This window comes from Streptomyces angustmyceticus (assembly GCF_040701845.1).
GTDB lineage: Bacteria > Actinomycetota > Actinomycetes > Streptomycetales > Streptomycetaceae > Streptomyces > Streptomyces angustmyceticus_A.
Window position 1 is genome coordinate 300,758 of record NZ_JBFBHQ010000005.1, and the last position, 22,997, is coordinate 323,754.

General features: G+C 73.7%; 17 protein-coding genes. 10 read left to right on the forward strand and 7 right to left on the reverse strand.

Annotation, left to right across the window (positions count from 1 at the left end; translation table 11 throughout):
* Window positions 1–166: 166 nt before the first annotated feature.
* Window positions 167–1,396 carry a LacI family DNA-binding transcriptional regulator gene (locus AB0411_RS14565; protein WP_437042055.1) on the forward strand — a complete coding sequence of 410 codons (1,230 nt, stop codon included), beginning with the start codon at window positions 167–169 and terminating at the stop codon, window positions 1,394–1,396.
* Window positions 1,397–1,451: 55 nt separating this feature from the next.
* Here AB0411_RS14565 and AB0411_RS14570 read toward each other — a convergent pair whose 3' ends face one another.
* From AB0411_RS14570 to AB0411_RS14595, 6 genes are all read right to left on the reverse strand, one after another.
* Window positions 1,452–2,396 carry a 2-dehydropantoate 2-reductase gene (locus tag AB0411_RS14570; protein WP_366417625.1) on the reverse strand — a complete coding sequence of 315 codons (945 nt, stop codon included), beginning with the start codon at window positions 2,394–2,396 and terminating at the stop codon, window positions 1,452–1,454.
* A 120-nt stretch (window positions 2,397–2,516) separates the two neighbouring features.
* Window positions 2,517–2,711 (reverse strand): helix-turn-helix transcriptional regulator, encoded by a 195-nt coding sequence (locus AB0411_RS14575; protein WP_086721239.1) that lies wholly within the window; start codon window positions 2,709–2,711, stop codon window positions 2,517–2,519.
* Window positions 2,712–3,214: 503 nt separating this feature from the next.
* Window positions 3,215–3,580 (reverse strand): peptidoglycan-binding domain-containing protein, encoded by a 366-nt coding sequence (locus AB0411_RS14580; RefSeq protein WP_366417626.1) that lies wholly within the window; start codon window positions 3,578–3,580, stop codon window positions 3,215–3,217.
* 190 nt (window positions 3,581–3,770) lie between these two features.
* Window positions 3,771–5,186 (reverse strand): sugar porter family MFS transporter, encoded by a 1,416-nt coding sequence (locus AB0411_RS14585; protein ID WP_366417627.1) that lies wholly within the window; start codon window positions 5,184–5,186, stop codon window positions 3,771–3,773.
* Window positions 5,187–5,487: 301 nt separating this feature from the next.
* Window positions 5,488–6,507, reverse strand: coding sequence for a Gfo/Idh/MocA family protein (locus AB0411_RS14590; protein ID WP_366417629.1), 1,020 nt, complete (start codon window positions 6,505–6,507; stop codon window positions 5,488–5,490).
* Between the two features lie 215 nt (window positions 6,508–6,722).
* The gene (locus tag AB0411_RS14595) at window positions 6,723–7,643 is read right to left on the reverse strand and encodes a sugar phosphate isomerase/epimerase family protein (RefSeq protein WP_366417630.1); all 921 of its coding nucleotides are present in this window, start codon (window positions 7,641–7,643) and stop codon (window positions 6,723–6,725) included.
* Window positions 7,644–7,989: 346 nt separating this feature from the next.
* On the opposite strand from AB0411_RS14595, the gene iolC reads away from it, so the two are divergent.
* From iolC to AB0411_RS14635, 8 genes are all read left to right on the forward strand, one after another.
* Entirely contained in the window at window positions 7,990–8,982 is a 993-nt protein-coding gene (iolC, locus tag AB0411_RS14600) for a 5-dehydro-2-deoxygluconokinase (protein WP_366417631.1), read from the forward strand.
* A gap of 181 nt (window positions 8,983–9,163) precedes the next feature.
* Window positions 9,164–10,051: a Cgl0159 family (beta/alpha)8-fold protein gene (locus tag AB0411_RS14605; RefSeq protein ID WP_366417632.1), complete on the forward strand. Its 888-nt coding sequence runs from the start codon at window positions 9,164–9,166 to the stop codon at window positions 10,049–10,051.
* 30 nt (window positions 10,052–10,081) lie between these two features.
* On the forward strand, window positions 10,082–10,975 hold the full coding sequence (gene iolB, locus AB0411_RS14610) for a 5-deoxy-glucuronate isomerase (protein ID WP_366417634.1): 894 nt from the start codon (window positions 10,082–10,084) through the stop codon (window positions 10,973–10,975).
* Window positions 10,972–12,855: a 3D-(3,5/4)-trihydroxycyclohexane-1,2-dione acylhydrolase (decyclizing) gene (iolD, locus tag AB0411_RS14615; RefSeq protein ID WP_366417635.1), complete on the forward strand. Its 1,884-nt coding sequence runs from the start codon at window positions 10,972–10,974 to the stop codon at window positions 12,853–12,855. The genes iolB and iolD overlap by 4 nt, the downstream gene beginning before the upstream one ends.
* Window positions 12,856–12,891: 36 nt before the next feature.
* On the forward strand, window positions 12,892–14,385 hold the full coding sequence (locus AB0411_RS14620; protein ID WP_366417636.1) for a CoA-acylating methylmalonate-semialdehyde dehydrogenase: 1,494 nt from the start codon (window positions 12,892–12,894) through the stop codon (window positions 14,383–14,385).
* A gap of 166 nt (window positions 14,386–14,551) precedes the next feature.
* Window positions 14,552–15,754: a hypothetical protein gene (locus AB0411_RS14625; protein WP_366417637.1), complete on the forward strand. Its 1,203-nt coding sequence runs from the start codon at window positions 14,552–14,554 to the stop codon at window positions 15,752–15,754.
* A gap of 138 nt (window positions 15,755–15,892) precedes the next feature.
* Window positions 15,893–18,589: an alpha/beta fold hydrolase gene (locus AB0411_RS14630; RefSeq protein ID WP_366417638.1), complete on the forward strand. Its 2,697-nt coding sequence runs from the start codon at window positions 15,893–15,895 to the stop codon at window positions 18,587–18,589.
* Window positions 18,586–19,446 carry an ABC transporter permease gene (locus AB0411_RS14635; RefSeq protein ID WP_366417639.1) on the forward strand — a complete coding sequence of 287 codons (861 nt, stop codon included), beginning with the start codon at window positions 18,586–18,588 and terminating at the stop codon, window positions 19,444–19,446. The genes AB0411_RS14630 and AB0411_RS14635 overlap by 4 nt, the downstream gene beginning before the upstream one ends.
* Before the next feature lie 49 nt (window positions 19,447–19,495).
* On the opposite strand, the gene AB0411_RS14640 is transcribed toward AB0411_RS14635, so the two are convergent.
* Window positions 19,496–20,515 carry an alpha/beta hydrolase gene (locus AB0411_RS14640; RefSeq protein ID WP_366417640.1) on the reverse strand — a complete coding sequence of 340 codons (1,020 nt, stop codon included), beginning with the start codon at window positions 20,513–20,515 and terminating at the stop codon, window positions 19,496–19,498.
* Between the two features lie 265 nt (window positions 20,516–20,780).
* Here AB0411_RS14640 and AB0411_RS14645 point away from each other — a divergent pair, with 265 nt between their 5' ends.
* The gene (locus tag AB0411_RS14645) at window positions 20,781–22,895 is read left to right on the forward strand and encodes an FUSC family protein (protein WP_366417641.1); all 2,115 of its coding nucleotides are present in this window, start codon (window positions 20,781–20,783) and stop codon (window positions 22,893–22,895) included.
* Window positions 22,896–22,997 lie beyond the last annotated feature (102 nt).

Below are 22,997 nucleotides of genomic sequence, written 5' to 3' on the forward strand. Positions count from 1 at the left end.
CCGCACCTTTGGAACGGTCCAACGCTCACCGTCACGGGCACCCTGCATGTCCTGATGTCCGCATGTCAACCGTTCACCACCGTTCACCACCGTTCAGCAGGGGAGCATGGGTGGGGGTGGGTGCGCGCGTTGACGCCGCTCTGGCCCGCTGCGAGGATTGCCGTCCATGGAACGGTCCAACGCGCAACCCGGCGGACACCTCGGCGCAGCGACCGGCGAACACGCCGACGGACGCCCCGCCGGGAGATCCGAGGAGAGTCACGGCGAGCGGCCGGGCGCACGGTCCGGACAACCGCCCGCTGAGCCTTCCGCGGCGCCTCCCGTGGCACGGCCCGCGGAACCCACCGGTGCGCGGACCGGGGCCGCGGACCGGCACCCGACGATCCGCAGCGTCGCCGAGCGGGCGGGCGTCTCCAAGTCCCTGGTCTCGCTCGTGCTGCAGGGCTCGCCGCGGGTCAGCGATGCCCGGCGGCAGGCTGTACTGGCGGCCATCGAGGAGCTGGGCTACCGCCCGAACGCCGCGGCCCGCAGCCTCGTCGCGCGCCGCACCCACACCGTCGGCGTGCTGCTGCACGACATGCGCAACCCCTGGTTCGTCGAGGTCCTCGACGGCCTGAACTCCCTGCTGCAGGCGCACGGCCTGCGGATGCTGATGATCGACGCCCGGCTGGACCGCCGGGCCGGCCAGGACTTCGCCCGCACCTTCCAGGAGCTGCGGGTCGACGGCATCGTCGTCGTCGGCACGCTCCCGGACACCGAGGGCCTCGCCGAGGTCGCCGCGCGACTGCCGACCGTGGTCGCGGGCAACCACGAACCCCGGCTGCCGCACGTCGACCTCGTCGCCAACGACGACGAGCGCGGCGCCCGGATCGCCACCGAGCACCTCATCGGGCTCGGCCACCGCCGGCTCGCCCATATCGCCGGCCGGGGAATCGTCGGCGAGCTGCGCCGCCGCGGCTTCGAGACCGCCGTACGCGCCCACGGCCTGACGTCGGGCGCCGTGGTGGAGAGCGGCGACGGGACCGAGGAAGGCGGCTACCGCGCGGCCGTCCGGCTGCTCGCCCCGGCGCGCGGCACCGGGCGCCCCGCCGCCGAACGCCCCACCGCGCTCTTCGCGTTCAACGACATCTCCGGCGTCGGCGCGCTGTCCGCCGCCCAGGAAATGGGCCTCGCGGTCCCCGCCGACCTCTCCCTCGTCGGCTACGACAACACCTACCTCGCCCGCATCCGCCACCTCTGGCTGAACTCGGTGAACAACGCCAGCCACGAGGTCGGCCGACGGGCCGCACGCTGCCTCCTCGCCCGCATGGAGCGCCCGGACGCCCCGGCCGGGCAGCAACTCGTCACCCCGGAACTGGAGATCAGAGGCTCGACGGCGCCACCCCGCCCCGCCTGAACCGCCCCGGGACGGGCTCCGGTCCCCGGCCCCGTTGCCCTGCCCTCCCGCGCCCCTACGCCTTCCCCTCCCGCGCCCCTACGTTCCCCTCCCGCAGTTCCCGGTCCACCGCCCGCAGCAGGGTCAGCAGCATCCGGTTCAACGGCGTGGCGATGCCGTGCCGTTCACCGGCCCTGACCACCGCGCCGGTGAGGAACTCATGCTCCAGGGGGCGGCCCGCCAGCCGGTCGTAGAGCATCGAGGAGCCACCGTCGCGAGGCGCGGTCGCGTAGAGCTCCAGCGTCCGGGTGATGTCCGTCTCGCCGATGTCCGCGCCCTCGGCACGCGCGACGACGGCCGCCTCGTCCAGCAGATCGCGGGTGAGCGCGGCCATCTCCGGCTCGGCGAAGATCCCGATCCGCTGCTGGAGCAGGGCCGTGATCGGATTGGCCGCGAGGTTGGTGAACAACTTGCGCCAGGCGGCCGTCGTGAAGTCGGCCACGCGGTGCACCCGCAGCTCGCTGCCGTCCAGCAGGGCGGCGAACCTGTCGGCCAACGGGCCCTCGGGCACATGCAGTTCGCTGGCCACATGGTGCAGGACCCGGCCCGGAGCGGTGCGCTCCGCCGAGATGTAGACCACGGTGGGCAGGATGCGGGTGCCCCGGGGGACGAGCGGCGCGACGCGCTCCGCCAGGCCGATGCCGTTCTGCAGCACCGCGACGGCGGTGTCCCGGCCGCACAGCCGCCGCAGCCAGCCCTCGGCACCCGCGGTGTCCTGCGCCTTGGTGGTCAGCAGCACCCAGTCGACCGGCGTCACCTGCGCCGGATCCGTGACGATGCGCACCGCGGCGGGCCGCACCACCCCACCGCTCTCGACGCTCAGACTCTCCAGCGGGCTGCGGACGCACAGCGTGACGTCGAGGCCGGCCCACCGCGCGAGGGCGGCGGTGTAGCCGCCGATCGCACCGCCGCCGATCACCGCGATCCGGGCGGGCGCCGCTGCTGGGGACGTCCGGGGCATACCTCGATCGTAGAGCCGGGATCGCAGCGCCGGGGCCTGACGGGCGGGTGCCGCCGGTGCCCCGGCGCCCGGTCCACGGCGTCGCCCGGGCGCCGGGGCCCGGGCCGGTTCCGGTGGCTCTCAGCGCCGGCCGCGTTGGCCCGGCCGCTGCGCCACCCACGCTCTGACCGTGTCGGCGAACCAGTACGGTTTTCCGCCCTCCACCAGATCCGGTTCGGGCAGCAGCCCGTGCTTGCGGTAGGAGCGCACGGTGTCCGGCTGCACCTGGATGTGCGCGGCGATCTCCTTGTACGACCAGAGCTTGCGGTCGGTCATCTCTGCCACCTCCTGAGCGCCGTACGCAGGATCGGCCCGGGGGAGCCGGCAGGGGGCTGCGTACGGCCTGGTGATCACTCACCCTGTGCCTGGACAACGACACCGAGTAACCATGAGGGAGGGGCTGTTGATCGGCTGTGACGGAAACCCCGCGTAACGGTGACAGCCGTGACGCGGGGCGGATGGCTGTGACGGGGGCGGGACGGTCGGCAGGCGGGGGAGGGACGGGCCGCGGACAAGGGCGGAGGCGGCTGTCGGCGGCACCGCCCGTGGGACGGTCCCGCCCCTCCGGAAGCCGCGTCCGGTCCGGGGCGCGCAGCGCACACAGCCGTGTGGCGGGCCGCTTCCCCAGCAGGGGAACCGGCCCGCCACACGTACACGTGCACCTGTCTCAACTCCGCGGACCTGCCGGCGGGCCGCAATCCGGCCCGCCCGGAGCGGATCACCCGGAGCGGATCACCCGGCCGCAGTCGCTCGGGCAGGGAGCGCCCGCCCGCCGCGGCTCAGGCGTACAGCGCCCGCCAGGTCTTCTTGTCGACCTTGCCGTTGGCGGACAGATGGTGCCGGGACTGGAACTTCTTCACCGCGGCCCGGGTCCTGGGACCGAAGTACCCGGTCACATCTCCCCACGGGAGATAGCGGCGGTTCGCCAGCAGGCACTGCACCTGCGAGACGCGGTCGCCGCGCTGACCGTAGACGGTGAGGGCGGTTCCGTTGTAGTACGCGCAGGCGGCCAGTGTGCCGGGCCGGGCGGCGGCCGGACTGTCGGCGGACGCCGGACCGGTGAGCAGTCCGGCGGTCAGCAGCCCGGCGGTGGCGGCCAGGACGGCCGTGCGCTTGACGGCATGGCGGAGAGCATGGGCATTCACGAATTCCACCGTTTCCCCCGTTGGATGCGTTGGATGTGATTCCACCCGTTGTGACGCCGGGGGAGCGCCGCGCGGTTCCGGCGAATCCCGTGCAATTGCCGCGCGGCGCCGTACGGTTCCCCGGCCCCGCCCCGCCCCGCCGGAGCCGCAGTCCTTCGCCGGCGTCACCTCCTGCGCGTCGTCACCGCCCTCAACTCCCGCTCGTCGTCGCCGCCCTGCGCAGCTCGTGCTCCAGGTCCTCCAGGGCCAGCCCCTTCGTCTCCGGGGCGAACCGCTTGCAGAACACCAGGGACAGCACGCACATCAGGCCGAAGAACCAGAACGTGGTGCCGGCCCCGACCGCGTCGAGCAGCAGCGGAAAGGCGAGCGCCACCCCGAAGTTGACCAGCCACATCATGAACACCGCGGCGCCCATGGCCAGTCCGCGCACCTTGAGCGGGAACATCTCGGCGAGCAGCAGCCAGACCCCGGTGTTGAGGGTGGCCTGCATGAACGCCATGTAGAGCACCATCAGACCGAGAACGAGAGCGCTGACGGCGGGGGAGTGCGGCAGGCGGAAGGCGGCGCCGAGCAGGGCGAGCGAGCCGGCCATTCCGGTCAGGCCCCACAGCAGCATGGGGCGCCGGCCGACCCGGTCGATCAGGGACATCCCGATCGCGGTGGCCAGCACGGAGATCGCGCCGACCGCGATGGTGGCGGTGATCGAGGCGCCGGTGCCCAGCCCCGTCGACGCCAGGATCTTGGGCGCGAAGTAGACGACGGCGTTGACCCCGGTGATCTGCTGCACGGCCGCCAGACCGATCCCGACCAGCAGCAGCCGCCGCACCCACGGCGTGCGCAACTGCTGCCAGGCGCCACGCCGGGCGTCGGCCTCCAGGGCCCGGGCGTGATCGATACGGGCCAGCTCGGCGGGGACGTCCTCGGCGGGCAGCGTACGGTGCAACACCCGCGCCGCCTCGTCCGGCCGGCCCTTGCTGATGTACCAGCGCGGCGTGTCGGGCAGGAAGAACAGCCCGGCGAACAGCGCCACGGCGGGCAGCGCCGCAAGGCCCAGCATCCAGCGCCAGGCCGCCCAGTGCGCCAGAACGGCATTGATGAGGTAGGCGAGCAGCTGACCGCTGACGATCATCAGCGAGTTGAAGGAGACCAGCCGGCCGCGGATGTGCGGGGGCGCGATCTCGGACAGATACAGCGGGGTGATGACGGAGGCGCTGCCGACGGCGAGCCCGAGGACGAAGCGCGCCACGGTCATGAACGCCACGCCCGGGGAGAGCGCGACGGCCAGCGCACCGCCGATGAACACGACCCCCGCCCACAGCAGCGCGTCGCGCCGGCCCAGCGCATCGGACATCCGCCCGCCGATCAGCGAACCGAAGGCCGCGCCGATCAGCAGCGCGCTGGTGATGATGCCCTCCCCGAGGGAGGTGAGGCCGAAGTGCTCCTCCATGAAGGGGAGAGCGCCGGAGATCACTCCGGTGTCGTAGCCGAACAGGGCGCCGCCCAGGGCGGCAATGGCAGCGATGCCGACGATGAAGCGTTTGGCGCTGCGGGCCCGCACGCTCTCGCGCGGGCCGGCGGACGCCACCTGGCTGGTCGGAGCGGCCATCGTCAGCTCCGGCACGCCGCGCGGGACGACCCCGCGGCCGGGGCAGGGCCCGACGGGGCCGGGGCCCGGCGGGCCGGTGTGCGAGGGGTCGGTGCGGGGCGGGCGGGCGCGGGGCTCGGGGATATGCGGCCGGCGCGGAGCCGGCCGGCGACAGGAGCGACGTACATGGTGCGGGGCCTTTCGGTGGAACGGGCCTTTCAGCGGGGCGGGCTGCCGGTGCGGTGGCCTTTCGACGGGACGGGCCTCGGGGGCCGCCTTTCGGCGGGACGGGCCTCGGGGGCGGCCTCTCGGGGGACGACCCCTAGCGGTACAACGCCGGCCGCTCGATCAGTTCGACGGGCACCCGCTCGCCGGTGGTCTGGGCCCGTACGCCCGCCTCGCACACCGCGGCCGCGGCGTAACCGTCCCAGCAGCTGGGGCCCTCGACCTCGCCGCGCCGGGTGGCGTTCACCCAGTGCTGCACCTGCCGGTCGTAGGCCTCCTCGAAGCGCTCCACGAAACCGGGGGGAACGGCGCCGCCCCAGCGGCCCGCGGCATTGCTGAACACGCCGTGGTCGTCACCGATCCGGGCGGTGCCGTGCTCGCAGACCGCCTCGCAGCCGACCTGGTAGCCGAAGCCGCAGTTGACGAAGATCTCGGTGTCCACGACCTGGCCGCCGGCGGTCTCGAAGAGGACCAGCTGGGGATCGCTGAGGCCCTCCGGGGCGTTGCCGGTGGGGGCCGGGCGCAGCACCCGGACCGCGGTGATCTCGTCCTCCAGCAGCCAGCGCGTCACATCGATCTCGTGCACCACCGAGTCGTTGATCATCATCGCGTTGGTGAACCCGGGCGGGGTGTCGGCGTTGCGGTGCTTGTTGTGCAGCATCAGCGGGCGGCCGTAGGCGCCCTGCTCCAGGAGGGACTTGAGGGAGCGGTAGTCGGCGTCGTAGCGGCGCATGAAACCGACTTGGACGCGCCGGTGCCCCAGCGCCCGCTCGGCCTCCAGGACCCGCAGCGCGGAGGCGGCGTCCGGCGTCAGCGGCTTCTCGCACAGCACGGGCAGATCCCGCGCGAACGCCTCCAGCAGCGCCGCCTCGTGCGCGGGCCCCGGCGAGGCGATCAGCACGGCGTCCACCGCGGGGTCGTCCATGGCGGCGGCCGGGTCGGTGTACGGGGTGCACCCGGTGATGCCGTCGGCGAGGCGCTTGATGCGGTCCGCGTCGATGTCGACCACGGCCGCCACCCGGGCACCGCTGATCACCTCGTTGATCCGGCGTACGTGGTCGGCGCCCATCCGGCCGGTGCCGATGACCGCCACACCGAGCGTTTCGTGCGAAGTCATGTCGTCCTCGAGTCCTTACGTGCTACGGAGTGTGATGTACCCTGGGAACTGATTACTCTCCGTAATCGTTGCCGGGGTGTGAGGAGGCGTCGTGAGGCATCCGCATGCGAGACATACCTGCACGGGACGCCCGCATCAAGGCGCGCCGCCGAAGCCCGGTCCGGCCGTGCGGCTCCCGGGTGCCGGACGTCGGGCGCGCATGAGCTGCGAGCGGCTCAGGCGCCGCAGGAGCGCAGGAAGCGGCGGGTGCGCTCGGCGATGGGGAACGGCTGGTCGGGCGGACAGGGGTACATGTCCTGCTCGACGATGGCGAAGAGGTCGACGTCCAGTTCCTGGGCGGCCTGCAGGACGGGCGGCAGCGCGGGCACGCCGAGCGGCGGCTCGCACATCACGCCCTGCTTGACGGCCGGCCCGAACGGGGTGCCCTTGGCGACGACGTCGCCGAGGATGTCCGGGTCGACCTGCTTGAGGTGGAGGTAGCCGATCCGCTCGCCGTAGGTGCGGATGAGCTTGACGCTGTCGCCACCGCAGTAGGCGTAATGGCCGGTGTCCAGGCAGAGGTTGACCAGGTCGGAGTCGGTGACGTGCAGGAACCGCTCGACGTGTTCCTCGGTGTCGATGTGGGTGTCGGCGTGCGGGTGGACCACGATGTCCAGCCCGAACTCGTCCCGCACCCGCTTGCCCAGCCGCTCCATGCCGGTGGTCAGGTGCTTCCACTGCTCCACCGTCAGCTCGCGCGGCTCGATCTCCTCGGCGGTCTTGTCGTCCCGCCAGAAGGACGGGATGACCACGAGGTGTTTCGCGCCCATGGCCTGGGTGAGGGTGGCGACCTCGGAGACGTGCGCCCAGGTCTTGTCCCATACGGACGGGCCGTGGTGCAGCGAGGTGAAGATCGTGCCGGCCGAGACCTTCAGGCTGCGGCGGGCGACCTCGTCGTGCAGGACGGCCGGGTCGGTGGGCAGGTAGCCGTACGGGCCGAGCTCGATCCACTCGTAGCCGGCCTCGGCGACCTCGTCCAGGAAGCGCTGCCAGGGGACCTGCTGGTCGTCGTCGGGGAACCAGACTCCCCAGGAGTCGGGTGCGGAACCGACGCGGAGGCGGTCCAGGACGGGCGGGGCGGCATGGGGAACGGACATGCTGCGGCTCTCCTCTCGCCGGTCGGCGGTGACCGGGAGGCGCTGGGGTGGGTCGTTGGGGCGGTTCGTGGGGCACAGCCTCGCTGTCGCCCCGAGGGGTGTCAAGACTTCGTCCTGACATAAGGACTTAAGGACTTTGTCGCTTGAGGGGGCTCGGGAAGGGGGTGGCTTGAGTGGCTCGGGAGGGAGGAGGGGGAGGGGCGTGGGGGAGGTCTTCGGGTGGGCTGTTCTGTTGACGTCAGTATGTAAGGACAAACTGTTGACAGGGTCTGGTTGTCCCCGTTAGACCTTTCCTCGGAGCCGAACCTGTCGAACCCGCCGCGCCGGCCGACCCGAAGGGGCGCACATGACCGAGCCGTACGACCTGATCACCATGGGGCGCATCGGAGTCGACATCTATCCGCTGCAGACCGGTGTGTCGCTGGCGCAGGTGGAGACGTTCGGGAAGTTCCTCGGGGGGTCGGCCACCAATGTGGCGGTCGCCGCGGCCCGGCTCGGCCGGCGGAGCGCGGTCATCAGCCGTACGGGGAGCGACCCGTTCGGCGACTACGTCCACCAGGCGCTGCGCGACTTCGGGGTGGACGACCGCTGGGTGACCCCCGTCGACGCCTATCCGACGCCGGTCACCTTCTGCGAGATCTTCCCGCCGGACGACTTCCCGCTCTACTTCTACCGCCGTCCCAAGGCCCCTGACCTGGTCATCCACCCCGAGGAGCTGGACCGGGACGCGATCGCGGCCGCCCGGATCTTCTGGATCACCGGCACGGGCCTGTGCGAGGAGCCCAGCCGCACCGCCACCCTCGCCGCGCTGGAGGCCCGCGCCAAGGCGGGCACGACCGTCTTCGACCTCGACTGGCGGCCGATGTTCTGGGGCGGCGAGGGCGGGGCCTCCGGGGACGGCGGCGCGAGCGGTGCCGCGGCGATGGCGGCCGCCCGCCCGTATTACGAGGCCGCCCTCCGGTACGCCACCGTGGCCGTCGGCAATGTCGACGAGGCCGAGGTCGCCACCGGGCTGCGCGATCCCGAGGCCTGCGCCCGGGCGCTGCTGGACATGGGGGTGGAGCTCGCCGTCATCAAGCAGGGCCCCAAGGGTGTGCTCGCCGTGCACCGCGACGGCCGCACCGCCGAGGTCCCGCCCACCCCCGTCGAGGTCGTCAACGGCCTGGGCGCCGGCGACTCCTTCGGCGGTTCGCTCTGCCACGGTCTGCTGGCCGGCTGGGACCTGGAGCCGATGATGCGCTACGCCAACGCCGCCGGCGCCCTCGTCGCCTCGCGCCTCGCCTGCTCCTCCGCGATGCCGACGGCCGACGAGGTCGAGGCGTTCCTCGCGGGCCGGTGACCCATGGCCGTGACCGCCCCCTGCTCATCCCCTCGGCCACCCTCACCTCCCCGGCCGCCCCGGCGTCACGGTCGCTCACCCCGTCGGTCACCCGGTCCCGTCGGTCACCCGGCCCCCGCGGCCCCGCCACCCCCTCACCCCCGCCCCTCCCCGTCCGTGCCCCCAGAAGGTGAGTTGAGCCTTGAACCCTCGGATCAGTGACCTCGCGACGCTTCGGGCCCGGCATCCCGAAGCCGTCGCGGAGGCCGCCGCGCGCCGCACCCGGCGGCCGCTCATCGGCGACAGCGGGCGGCTGATGATCATCGCGGCCGATCATCCGGCCCGCGGCGCGCTCGCCGTCGGAGACCGGCAGCTCGCCATGGCCAACCGTCTCGATCTGCTGGAGCGGCTGGTCCTCGCGCTCTCCCGGCCCGGCGTGGACGGGGTGCTCGCCACCGCCGACATCCTGGAGGACCTGCTGCTGCTCGGGGCCCTGGAGGGGAAGGTGGTGATGGGCTCCATGAACCGCGGCGGTATCGCGGGTGCCGCCTTCGAGATGGACGACCGGTTCACCGGCCACCGCCCCCAGGACCTCGTCCGGCTCCGCTTCGACGCCGGCAAGCTGCTGCTGCGCATCGACTACAGCGACCCCGGTTCGCTGACCACCCTGGAGACCACCGCCCGCGCGATCGACGCGATGGCCGAGCGGCACCTGCCCGTCTTCGTGGAGCCGTTCCTCTCCTCCCGGACCGAGGGCACGGTCCGCAACGACCTCAGTGCCGAGGCCGTCACCCGCTCGGTGGCCATCGCCTCCGGCCTCGGCGGCACCTCCGCCTACACCTGGCTGAAGCTGCCGGTCACCGACGACCCGGACGCCATGGCCCGGGTCTGCGAGACCACCACCCTGCCGACCGTGCTGCTCGGCGGCGACATCGGCGGCACCGTCCGGGAGCAGGAGGCCGCCTACGAGAAGTGGCGCAAGGCGCTGCGGCTGCCGACGGTGCAGGGCCTGGTCGTCGGCCGTTCGCTGCTCTACCCGGCCGACGGCGATGTCGCGGCCGCCGTGGACACCGCCGTCGGCCTGCTGTGAACACCGCGATTTCCGCAGGAGACTCGAGATATGAGCACTGAATTCCACCTGACGGCCGCAGCGGCTGCCGACGGCCCGTATGTGCTGGACATCGACCCGAAGCGGGCGGGCTGGGGGTACTCCTCGCTGCGCGTCCTCGACCTGCCGCCCGGTGGCCGGCACTCCTTCGCCGCCGGCGACAGCGAGTGGATCGTGCTGCCGCTGTCCGGCGGCTGCACGGTGCTGACCGACGACGGTGAGGTGTTCGAACTGACCGGCCGGGAGAGCGTGTTCAGCGGGGTCAGCGACTTCGCGTATGTGCCGCGCGACGCGCATGTGCAGCTCGCGAGCGGCGCCGGCGGCCGCTTCGCGCTCACCGGCGCCCGCTGCGAGCGCCGGCTCCCCGCCCGCTACGGCGCCGCGTCCGACGTGCCGGTGGAGCTGCGCGGCACCGGCAACTGCTCCCGCCAGGTGAACAACTTCGGCGCCGCCGGCACCTTCGAGTGCGACCGGCTGATCGCGGTGGAGGTGCTCACCCCGGGCGGCAACTGGTCCTCCTACCCGCCGCACAAGCACGACGAGTGCCGGCCCGGCGAGGAGTCCGAGCTGGAGGAGATCTACTACTTCGAGGTCGAGCCCGCCCACGGCACCGAAGGGGTCGGCTACCAGCGTGTGACGCCCTCGGGGCACGGCCGCGGCACCGATGTGCTGGCCGAGGTCCGCAGCGGTGACGCGGTCCTGATCCCCGACGGCTGGCACGGTCCGTCGATCGCGGCGCCCGGCCACGCCCTGTACTACCTCAATGTGATGGCCGGGCCCGGCGAGACCCGTGAGTGGCTGATCTGCGATCACCCCGACCACGGCTGGATCCGCTCCACCTGGCCCGAGCAGCCCGTCGACCCCCGCCTCCCCCTCTACGAAGCGCCCGCAGGAGACGCCCGATGAACGCTCCGACGACCCGCCGGCTGACGGTCGCCCAGGCCCTGGTCGAGTTCCTCGCCCACCAGTACACCGAGCGGGACGGCCGCCGGCACCGCCTGATCAACGCCTGCTGGGGCATCTTCGGCCACGGCAACGTCGCCGGCATCGGCCAGGCGCTGCTGGAGTCCGGCGACGCGCTGCCCTATCTGCAGGGCCGCAACGAGCAGGCCATGGTGCACGCCGCGGTCGGCTACGCCCGGCAGCGCGACCGGCTCGGCGCGCAGGCCGTCACCACCTCCATCGGGCCCGGCGCCACCAACCTCGTCACCGGCGCCGCGCTGGCCACCGTCAACCGGCTCCCGGTCCTGCTGCTGCCCGGTGACGTCTTCGCCACCCGGCCCGCCGACCCCGTCCTCCAGCAGCTCGAAGTGCCCTTCGCCGGCGATGTCTCGGTCAACGACGCGCTGCGCCCGGTGTCCCGCTACTTCGACCGGGTCACCCGGCCCGAGGCGCTGATCCCGGCGGCGCTGCAGGCCATGCGGGTGCTGGCCGACCCCGTCGACACCGGTGCCGTCACCCTCGCGCTGCCGCAGGACGTGCAGGCCGAGGCGTACGACTGGCCGGCGGAGTTCTTCGCCGACCGGGTCTGGCGCGTCCCCAGGCCCGCCCCGGACGCCGACGCCCTCGCCGAGGCGGTACGGGTCCTGCGCGGTGCCCGCCGGCCCCTGGTCGTCGCGGGCGGCGGGGTCCATCACAGCGAGGCCGAGGACGCGTTGTGCGCGTTCGCCGACGCCACCGGCATCCCCGTCGCGTCCACCCAGGCCGGCAAGGGCGCGTTGCGCCACGACCACCCGGCCGACGTGGGCGGCATCGGCCACACCGGCACCGCCACCGCCGACGCCCTCGCCCGCGAGGCCGACGTGGTGCTGGGCGTCGGTACCCGTTACACCGACTTCACCACCGCCTCCTCGACCCTGTTCGCCGCGCCCGGCGTCCGCTTCGTCAACCTCAACATCGCGTCCTTCGACGCCCACAAGCTCGGCGCGCTGTCCCTGGTCGCCGACGCCCGCGCCGGGCTGGAGGCGCTCACCGAGGAGCTGTCCGGCGCGCGCGTCGACGCGGAGTACGAGGCCGCCTACCGGGAGGCGAAGGCCGGCTGGGAGCGGCGGGTGGACGCCGCGTACGGCGCCGCCGACCCCTCGGCGCGGCCCTCGCAGACCCAGGTGCTCGGCGCCCTGGACGCCGTCGTCGACGACACCGACGTGATCATCAACGCGGCCGGGTCCCTCCCCGGTGACCTGCACAAACTCTGGCGCTCCCGGTCCCGCAGGCAGTACCACCTCGAATACGGCTACTCCTGCATGGGCTACGAGATCCCCGCCGCGATCGGTGTCCGGCTCGCTGCCCCCGACCGGCCGGTGTGGGCGCTGGTCGGCGACGGTACGTATCTGATGAACCCCACCGAACTGGTCACCGCGGTCCAGGAGGGCATCCACATCAACGTCGTCCTCGTCCAGAACCACGGCTACGCCTCGATCGGCGGGCTGTCCGGGGCCACCGGCGGTGAGCGCTTCGGCACCGACTACCGCTTCCGCGCCGCGGACGGCACGTACACCGGTGCGCCGCTGCCGGTCGATCTCGCGGCCAACGCCGCGTCGCTGGGCATGCAGGTGCTGCGCGCGGCCACCGTCGGTGAGCTGCGGGCCGCGCTCGCCGAGGCGCGGGGCGCGAACCGGCCCACATGTGTCTATGTCGAGACCGAAACGGCCGACACTGTGCCGGGCGCGCCGGAGGCCCAGGCCTGGTGGGATGTTCCTGTTGCCGAGACCGCGACACGTCCGGCGGCGGTGGCCGCTCGTGAGGCGTACGACCGGCAGGCCGCCGGGCGGCGCCGCCACCTCTGACTCCGCTCGAAGTCGTCACCCAGAAAGGCCCTCCGCATGAAGACCATCAGCCACTGGATCGGCGGGAAGCCCGTCGAGGGCGTCTCCGGCAACTTCGGCCCGGTCTACAACCCGGCCACCGGTGCCCAGGAGAAGCAGGTCGCCTTCGCCTCGGTCGACGAGGTCGACGCCGCTGTCGGCGCGGCGAGGGAAGCCTTCCGGACCTGGGGCACCAGCTCCCTGGCCAAGCGCACCTCGGTGCTGTTCAAGTACCGCGAGCTGGTCGACGCGCACCGCGAGGAGATCGCCCGGCTGATCACCGCCGAGCACGGCAAGGTGCACTCCGACGCGCTCGGCGAGGTCGCCCGCGGTCTGGAGATCATCGAGCTGGCCTGCGGCATTCCCGAGAAGCTCAAGGGCGAGCTGTCCACCCAGGTCTCCACCCGGGTGGATGTGGCGGCGATCCGCCAGTCCCTGGGTGTGGTCGCCGGCATCACGCCGTTCAACTTCCCGGCGATGGTGCCGATGTGGATGTTCCCGCTCGCCATCGCCTGCGGCAACACCTTCGTCCTCAAGCCGAGCGAGAAGGTGCCCGGCGCCGCGTTCAAGCTGGCGGAGCTGGCCGCCGAGGCGGGGCTGCCCGACGGCGTGCTGAACGTCGTCAACGGCGACAAGGTGGCCGTCGACGCCATCCTGGAGCACCCGGACATCGCGGCGGTGTCGTTCGTCGGCTCCACCCCCATCGCCCGCTACATCCACACCACCGGCACCGCCAACGGCAAGCGCGTGCAGGCGCTGGGCGGCGCCAAGAACCACATGCTGGTCCTGCCGGACGCCGACCTCGACCTGGCCGCGGACTCCGCGATCAACGCCGCGTACGGCTCGGCCGGCGAGCGCTGCATGGCGATCTCGGTCGTCGTGGCCGTCGGGGAGACCGCCGACCCGCTGATCGGCAAGATCAAGGAGCGCGCGGACAAGCTGCGGATCGGCCCCGGCGACGACCCGGCCTCCGAGATGGGCCCGCTGATCACCAAGGTCCACCGCGACAAGGTCGCCTCGTACGTCACGGGCGCCGCGGCCCAGGGCGCCGATGTCGTCGTCGACGGCACCGGCTACACCGTCGAGGGCTACGAGGACGGGCACTGGATCGGCGTCTCCCTGCTGGACCGCGTCACGCCCGAGATGGACGCCTACCGTGACGAGATCTTCGGCCCGGTGCTGTCCGTGGTCCGCGTCGACACCTACGACGAGGCCATCGCGCTGATGAACAACTCGCCGTGGGGCAACGGCACCGCGATCTTCACCCGGGACGGCGGCGCGGCCCGCCGCTTCCAGATGGAGGTCGAGGCCGGCATGGTCGGCGTGAACGTGCCGATCCCGGTGCCGGTGGGCTACCACTCCTTCGGCGGCTGGAAGGACTCGCTCTTCGGCGACCACCACATCTACGGCAACGACGGGGTGCACTTCTACACCCGCGGCAAGGTCGTCACCACCCGCTGGCCCGACCCGTCGGACGGCGGCATCAACCTGGGCTTCCCCAGCAACCACTGACGGAGCCTTCGACGGACCCCCTGCCGGCGCCCGCCGGCGGGGGGTCCGGCGCGTCCGGGAAGCGGCGGCCGCCCGGGGCGCAGGAGGGTGCAGGTCCGGTGGGAGCGGGCGGACCTGCGCGTTGCTACGGTGCTGCCTCGCGCAGCACCGACAACCGGGGGACGTAATGCCGCAATCCATGGCGCTCGCCAAGGGCGCCCGTATCACCGGCGGGATCTTCTGCCTGCTGTTCTTCCTGTTCACGGCCTACTGGCTGGCCGTGGACCTCGGCGAGTTCGGCCCCGGCGGGCTCTGGGAGTCCTGGACCTTCCAGCACCGCGGCGGCACCGACCAGGTCACCGCCCCCTTCCACGTGGGCCTGGCCGCGGTCCAGTTGGCGGCGGTGTTCGCGGCCTTCGCCGGGCAGCGGGTGGCGGGCGGACTGCTGGCGGTCGCCACCACCCTCACCTTCGCCACCGCCCTGCAGGCCGCCGTCAGCACCGGCACCCACACCGGCGACAACCGCTGGTTCCTGCACGCCGACAACACCTCCACGACCTTCGAGGGCGTCTTCATCGGCAGCGTGCTGCTGTTCCTGCTGACGCTGCCCGCCGGCCTCGTGCTGCTCGCCGGGATGCGCTCCTGGCCGCGCCGCACCCCCAGCGACCCGCCGATGCGGCCGGCCCGTACGGCCTCGGTGGTGGCCGGGCTGCTGCTGGGGGCGATGGTGCTGTGCAACCTGGCCTGGCAGGTGTACATGCTGGTCCAGGGCGGCACCGGCTCGTTCACCATGTTCTACCTCGGCAAGGGCGTCCTCGGCTCGCTGCTGAGCATGGCCCCGGGCTGGTCGGCCGTGTTCTTCCTCGTGCTGACGGTGGTGGCCGGGCTGAGCAGTGTGATGCGCGGTCCGGCGGCCCGCGGGCTGGCCTTCGGGCTGGCGATCGTGTCGCTGCCCGGCGCCCTGGTGTCGGTGATCGGGCTGGCCGGCAACGGCTCCCTGTTCACGCTGGCCGGCGCCACGCCGGGCCTGACCGTGATCGGTGACCTCGGGCTGCTGCTCGACCTGCTCGGCTCGCCCGCCCTGCTGTTCCTGATGGCCCGCGGTGAGCCGGTCGCCCCCGCCTGGTTCCCGCCGGCGCCGGGCCCGCGGTTCGCCGCGCCCGGCTTCGTGCCGCAGGCCGGACCGCCGGCCGCGCAGCCGGGCTTCCCGGCCCCGCAGCCCGGTTTCCCGGCCCCGCAACCCGGCCCGCAGGCCCCGCCGGCCTGGCAGCCGCCGGCCGGCCCGGTGCCCCCGGCCGGCGGTCCGCCGGTGCCGCCCCCCGGTACCCCGCCGATGCCGCCCGGCACCCCGGCGCCCCCGCAGGGCGGGTTCGGGCCGCCGCAGTACTGAGGGGCGCACGCACACGGCAGGCACCGGCGGCGTACCGCAGCCGCGGCAGGGGGGCGCGAACCCTACTCCCCGGGGAGGCCGCCGGGGTCGCCCCGGGGTACCGGCCGCCCGCCGCGGCCCCTCCCTAGGATTCACGGTATGGATCTCCGAGGCCTCAGACCGCGCGCCCGCCGCCTGTACGCCGCGGCGGGCGCACTGGCCGTCCTCATAGGAGGCGGCACCTGGGCGGCCGCCTCCTCGGACGCCGCGCCCGCCGTGCACCGCGCCGACCGGGTGATGACCATGCCGGACCGGCCGGGCAGCTCGAAGCAGGTGCGGATCGACACCTCCTACTTCACGGCCGGGAGCTCCGCGCGGCGGCGGCCCGCGGTGCTGCTCGCCCACGGCTTCGGCGCCACCAAGGACACCCTCCGCCCCCAGGCCGAGAAGCTGGCCCGGGACGGCTACGCCGTCCTGACCTGGTCGGCGCGCGGCTTCGGCCGGTCCACCGGGAAGATCGGGCTGAACGACCCGCACGGCGAGGTCGCCGACGTCCGCCGGCTGATCGACTGGCTGGCGAAGCGCCCCGAGGTGCGGCTCGACAAGGCCGGCGACCCCCGGGTGGGCGTCGCCGGCGGCTCCTACGGCGGCGCGATCTCGCTGCTGGCGGCCGGCTACGACCGGCGCGTGGACGCCATCGCCCCGCAGATCACCTACTGGAACCTCGCCGACGCGCTCTTCCCCCACGGCGTCTTCAAGAAGCTGTGGGCGGGCATCTTCTTCACCACCGGTCCGGCGGGCACCACCGGCTCGCCGACCGCCGCGCCCTCGGCCCCCGGCGGCTGTGTGCGGTTCGAGCCGGAGCTGTGCCGGACGTACGAGCGGGTCGCCGAGAAGGGGCGGCCCGACGAGGCGGCCCGCCGGCTCCTGGAGTCCCGCAGTCCCGCCGCCGTCGGCGACCGCATCAAGGTGCCGACCCTGATCATGCAGGGCCAGACCGATTCGCTCTTCCCGCTCGGCCAGGCCGACGCCATGCAGCGGGCGATCCACAAGAACGGCGCACCGGTCGACGTCGACTGGATCGCCGGCGGGCACGACGGCGGCGACCGCGAGCTCGGCCGCCTGGAGGCCCGTACCAAGGACTGGTTCGACCGCTATCTGAAGGGCGACGAGCACGCCGCCACCGGACCCGCGTTCCGGATCAGCCGCACCGGGGGAGTGGACTCCACCGACGGCGCGGCGCGGCTGCGCGGCGCGAGCGGGGGCCGCTACCCCGGCCTGGACAACGACCCCCGGCGGGTCCGGCTCGCGGGCCGCCCCCAGACCTTCAGCAACCCGGCCGGCGCCGGACCGCCCGCCATCTCCGCGGTGCCCGGCGTCGGCGCGCTCGGCAACCTCTCCTCGATGGGCGCCGGCGGCCTGTCCGTGGACTTCCCCGGCCAGTACGCGGCCTTCCTCTCGGCGCCGCTGCGCACCCCCGTCCACCTCACCGGCAGCCCCACCGCCACCGTGCACGTGCGCGCCGGCTCCCGGGACGCGGTGTTCTTCGCCAAGGTCTACGACGTCGCCCCGGACGGCCGCCGCCAGGTGCTGCCGTCCCAGCTCGTCACGCCCTACCGCGTCGAGGACGCCCACGACGGCAGGACGGTGCGGCTGCACCTGCCCGCCGTCGACCACGAGCTGGCGGCCGGCCACCGGTTGCGGCTGGTGCTCTCCGCCACCGACCTCGGCTACGCCTCCCCGGTCGAACCCGCCACCTACCACGTCGCGCTGCGGGGCGGCGCCCTGAACGTGCCCACCGCGCCCCAGGTGCGCAGCGCCCCCGCCCCGCTGCCGTCGTGGACCTGGCAGCTGCCCGCGGCGGCCGCCGTGGTGGCCGCGCTGCTGCTGCTCACCGCCCGTCGCAGGGCCGCGGCGCCCGCCCCCGACCCGGCGCTCGCCGAGGTCCCGCTGCAGATCAGCGGCCTGAGCAAGCGCTACGCGAAGTCCGCCGACAGGTATGCCGTCCAGGATCTCGGCTTCCGCGTCGAGCGGGGGCAGGTGCTCGGACTGCTGGGGCCCAACGGCGCCGGCAAGACCACCACCCTGCGCATGCTGATGGGGCTGATCACGCCCGACGAGGGGGAGATCCGGATCTTCGGGCAGGCGGTCCGGCCGGGTGCCGAGGTGCTGTCGAGGGTCGGCGCGTTCGTCGAGGGCGCCGGATTCCTGCCGCATCTGTCCGGCCGCGCCAACCTGGAGCTGTACTGGCAGGCGACCGGGCGCCCGGCCGCCGACGCGCACCTCGACGAGGCGCTGGAGATCGCCGGTCTCGGCGACGCCCTGCAGCGCGCCGTCCGCACCTACTCCCAGGGCATGCGGCAGCGGCTCGCGATCGCCCAGGCCATGCTCGGCCTGCCGGATCTGCTGATCCTCGACGAGCCGACCAACGGGCTCGACCCGCCGCAGATCCGGGAGATGCGCGAGGTGATGATCCGCTACGCCGCCGCCGGACGCACCGTCATCGTCTCCAGCCATCTGCTGGCCGAGGTCGAACAGAGCGCCACGCATCTGGTCGTCATGGACCGCGGCCGGCTGGTGCGGGCCGGTCCGGTCGCCGAGATCACCGGCTCCGGCGACACCGTCCTGGTCGGCGCCGCGGAACCGGTCGCCGACGCCGTGGTGGAGAAGATCGGCGCGCTGCCGGGGGTCGCCTCGGCGGTACGGGCCGACGGGGGCCTCCTGGTACGGCTGGACGGGGCCACCACCACCCATCTGCTCACCGAACTGCTCCGGCTGGAGGTCGCCGTGGACCGCATCGGGCCGCACCGACGCCTGGAGGACGCCTTCCTCACCCTGATCGGAGGGGACCGATGACCGCACCGGCCACCGCGCGGGCGCCGGGTTACCGCCCGCGCCGCACCCTCCCGCTGCGCGTCGAGGCGCGCCGCCAGTTGCGGCGCCGCCGCACCCTGGTGATCGCCGCGATCCTGGCGCTGCTGCCGTTGGTGCTGGTGGCCGCGTTCGAGCTCGGCGGCGGCCCGCAGGGGCGCGGCACCGGCCGGATCACCCTCATGGACGCCGCGACCGCCTCCGGCGGGAACTTCGCCGCCACCGCCCTGTTCGTCTCCGCGGGCTTCGTGCTGGTGGTGCCGGTGGCCCTGTTCTGCGGTGACACGGTCGCGTCCGAGGCGAGCTGGTCCTCGCTGCGGTACCTGCTGGCCGCGCCGGTGCCACGGGCCCGGCTGCTGCTGAGCAAGCTCACCGTCGGGCTGCTGTTCAGCGCCGCCGCGATGGTGCTGCTGCCGCTGGTGGCGCTGGGCGCGGGCACCGCGGCGTACGGCTGGGGCCCGCTGCAACTGCCCACCGGCGGCGCGCTGTCCGCGGAGGCGGCGCTGCCGCGGCTGGCGGTCGTGGTCGGCTACCTCTTCGTGAGCCAGCTGGTCACCGCGGCCCTGGCGTTCTGGCTGTCGACGGTGACCGACGCGCCGCTGGGCGCGGTGGGCGGCGCCGTCGGGCTGACCATCGTCGGCAATGTCCTCGACCAGGTCACCGCGCTCGGCACCTGGCGCGAGGCGCTGCCCGCCCACTGGCAGTACGCCTGGGTGGACGCCCTGCAGCCGCGGATGGAGTGGGCCGGGATGGTGCAGGGGGCGGCGGTGTCGGTGTCGTACGCGCTGGTGCTGTGCGCGCTGGCGTTCCGGGGGTTCGCGCGCAAGGACGTGGTGTCCTGACGGGCCCGGCCGGCCGCCGCGGCCGGGCGGCCGGCCCGGGGCGCGGCGGTCAGGCGGTCGGCCCCTGCATGCGGGCGCTGACCCAGCGCATCGTGCCCTCGCCCAGGCCCTGTACATAGGTCGCCGCGCTGTGCGTGCCGTCCGGGACGACCTGCAGCCGGGTGTGCACGGGGCCGTGCCCGTAGCGGGCGATGAACTTCCGTACCTTCGGCAGCACCGTGTTCTCCCGGGAGCCGTCCTGGAAGGCGAGGTAGACCGGCGGTCCGCCGCGGGCGATCAGCCGGCGGGCGAGCACCTCGGGGTTGTTCTCCTGCTCCTGCCGGGCGTGGGCGTTCCACAGCGGTGAGTCGGGCACGATGTCGGGCCCGTTGGGGATCGCCACCTTGAACGTGTCCGGGTGCTGGAGGACGTTCTTCAGGGCCGCGAAGCCGCCCGAGGAGGAGCCCATGATGGCCCAGGCGTCACGGGTCTTGAGGGTGCGGAAGTTCTGCCGTACGAGATCGGGCACGTCCTGGCTGAGCCAGGTGCCGATCTTGGGCCGGCCCGGTATGTCGCTGCCGTCGTAGTAGTGCTTGTCGTCGGGGTTGAGCACCGGCATGACGACGATGAACGGCAGGCTGCCGCCGTCCTGCGACCACTGGGCGAGGCTCTCCTCCAGCTTGAGGTCGGAGCCTGTCCAGTAGTTGACGGGGAAGCCGTACGAGCCGGGCAGCGCCTCCATCACCGGGAAACCCTTGTGGGCGTTGCGCTTCTCGTAGTACTCCGGCGGCGCCCACACCCACACCTTCCCCGTGAAGCCCGACTTCGGGCCGTGCAGGGTGGTCACGCCTATCGGGGTGTCGCGGCCGGCCCCGCCGACCCGGCTCTCCTCGGCGAAGCTGATGGGGCGGGTGGGCCACTGCACCAGCGACCGCTTTCCCGGGGGCACGGCATGCAGGGCGGCGCCGGCCTGGGGGCCGCCGAACCGGATGGGGGAGGCCTGGGTGGCGCCGGTGCCGCAGCCGGCCGTACAGACGAGAACGGTCAGGGTGATCAGCGCGATCACCGGACGGAACAGGGCTTTGCGCACGGGGCCTTCTCCTTGCCGAAACCCGGGAGCACTCCCGGCTGACCAGCTAGAGGGCACCGGTGCGGGCGGCGGTTTCCGTCCGGGGGTGTCGCCTTGGTCGCACCGCCGCGCGGAATCCGGGCATCCCCTTCGTGACCTGCGGCGCTTTACGCGCGCGGGAAGGGGGGTTTACCGGGATTTTCCCGGTGGCGGGGCGGCGGGACGCGCCCGGGCCCCGCGCCCGCGGCAGTCCAAAACGCCCGTACGTGGCCCGTATCCTCTCGCTATGACCTGGTCGCGTGCGCTCAAGGAAGCCGCTCGCTCGGGGGTGACCATCGAGCGGACCAAGCTCACCCCGCTGATCGCCCTCCGCGGCACGGCCGGCGTCGCCCTCGTCATCGGCCTGTGCCTGTGGCGCGGCGACCCGTCCCTCGCGGTCTCCTCCGCCTTCGGCGCGTTCTCCTCCGGCATCGTCACCTTCCAGCGCAGCATGCGGCCGCGCCCGCTGCTCGCCCTCGCCGTCGCCGGCGCGCTGGCCGTCTCCACCTTCCTCGGCTATCTGGCCGCCGCCCACCTCGTCGCCTTCGTCCTGCTGCTGGCCGGCTGGACCCTGCTGGCCGGGATGGCCTGGGCGATCGGCCCGGTCGCCGGGCTGATCGGCACCCAGACCGTGGCGATCATGCTGGTCACCGTCACCCTGCCGACGTCCGTCCTCGGCGCGCTGGAACACGCCGCCCTGATCTTCTTCGGGGGGCTCGTCCAGGCCACGCTCATCGTGGTCCTCCCGGTCCGCCCCTGGGGCACCCAGCGCGACGCGCTCGCCGACGCGCTCGCCGACGAGGCGGACTACGCCCGGCGGCTGCGGCACGACCCGGTCGCCCCGTTCGACCCCTCCCCCCTGATGGACGCCCGGCTCGCCTCCGCCGTGACGCCCCGCCAGGCCCGGCGCCGCCCCGTCCAGCTGCACGGCCCCCGGGGGCTCGCCGAACGCGTCCGGCCGGTCCTCGCCTCCCTCGCCGACCCGGTCGTCGGCGCCCCGCTGGAAGGGCCCGAACGCGACCGGGCCCGCGATCTGCTGGCCGCCGCGGCCACCGTGCTGGACGCCGTCGCCCACGCGGTACGGCACGCCCGGCCGGTCCGGCTGCCCCCCGAGGCGATGGCCACCCTCGAAGTGCCCGCCACCGGCCCGATGCTGCACGGGGCGGCCCGGCGCTCCGCCTACCGGCTGATCTCGCTGCTCGCCGACGCCGTCGAGCTCACCGACGAGCCGGTCCAGGCCACCCGCCCGACCACCGGGGCCGAACGCGGCCACCTGCTGCGGCCCAGCGTGCCCCGGCTGGTGCCGGGCGCGCTGCGCTCGCTGCACCGCGAGGCCCGCTGGTCCTCGCACATCCTCCGGCACGCCCTGCGGGTCTCCGCGGTCGCCGGGGCCGGCTATCTGCTGGGCACCGTGCTCCCGTTCGGCCACGGCTACTGGGCGCCGCTGGCCTCGGTCGTGGTGATGCGCCCCGACTTCGCCCAGACCTACTCCCGCGGCATCGCCCGCTTCCTCGGCACCCTCGTCGGCGTCACCGTCGCGGGCGCGCTGATGGCCCTGGCGCACCCGGGCACCTACGTCAGCGCCGGGCTCGCCGTGGTCTGCGCGGGGCTGATGTACCTGCTGATGCGCACCGGCTTCTCGGTGACCTCGGCGTGCGTGGCGGCCTATGTGGTCTTCCTGCTCGGCATCGCCGGTGCGGGCTGGGAGCAGACCGTCCAGGAACGCCTGGTGCTCACCCTCCTCGGCGGGCTGCTCGCGATGCTGTCGTACGCGCTGTTCCCCGCCTGGGAGACCCCCAAGCTCCGCGACCGGCTCGCCGAGTGGCTGGCGGCCAACGGGCAGTACGCGCTGGCCGTGTTCGACCTGTACGCGCAGCCCGCCGAACGCCGGCCCCGGCAGGTCCGCGACGCCCTGCTGGACTCCCGCGCGGCCCGCGCCGCCTGGGAGGAGAGCGAGGCCCGCGCCGAGAAGGAACCGGTGCGCCACCGCGGCCTGTCGCTCGCCTCGGCGAACGCGGCCAGCACCGCGCTGGCCACGATGGGCCGGGTCACGATGATCCTGGAGGTGCACCTCCCGGAGCGGGACGCCGCGTCCTCGCCCGGTGCCACCGCGTTCGCCTTCGAGCTGCGCGCCGGCTTGGAGGAGGCCACCCGCGCCGTACGCGAGCGGGGCGAAATGAACTGGAGCGACCTGCGCGCCGTATGGGAGAGGTGGGACGCGGAGGACGAGAGCCGCGGTGTCGCCCTGCGCGTGGCGGACCTGCAGCTCGACGCCCTCGACGACCTGGCGGAGGCGCTCTCCCGGGAGCCGCGCACGGACCCCGGGGAGGACGAGGAGCCACCGGGGGAGGCCGGCCGGTGAGGGCCGGGACGAGGAAGGGAGCGACGATGCGGGACGGGCCCGGCCGGAGGGTGCGGCGCGCGGGCGCGAGGAGGGCGGCCGCGGTGCCGCGCGGGGCCGGGT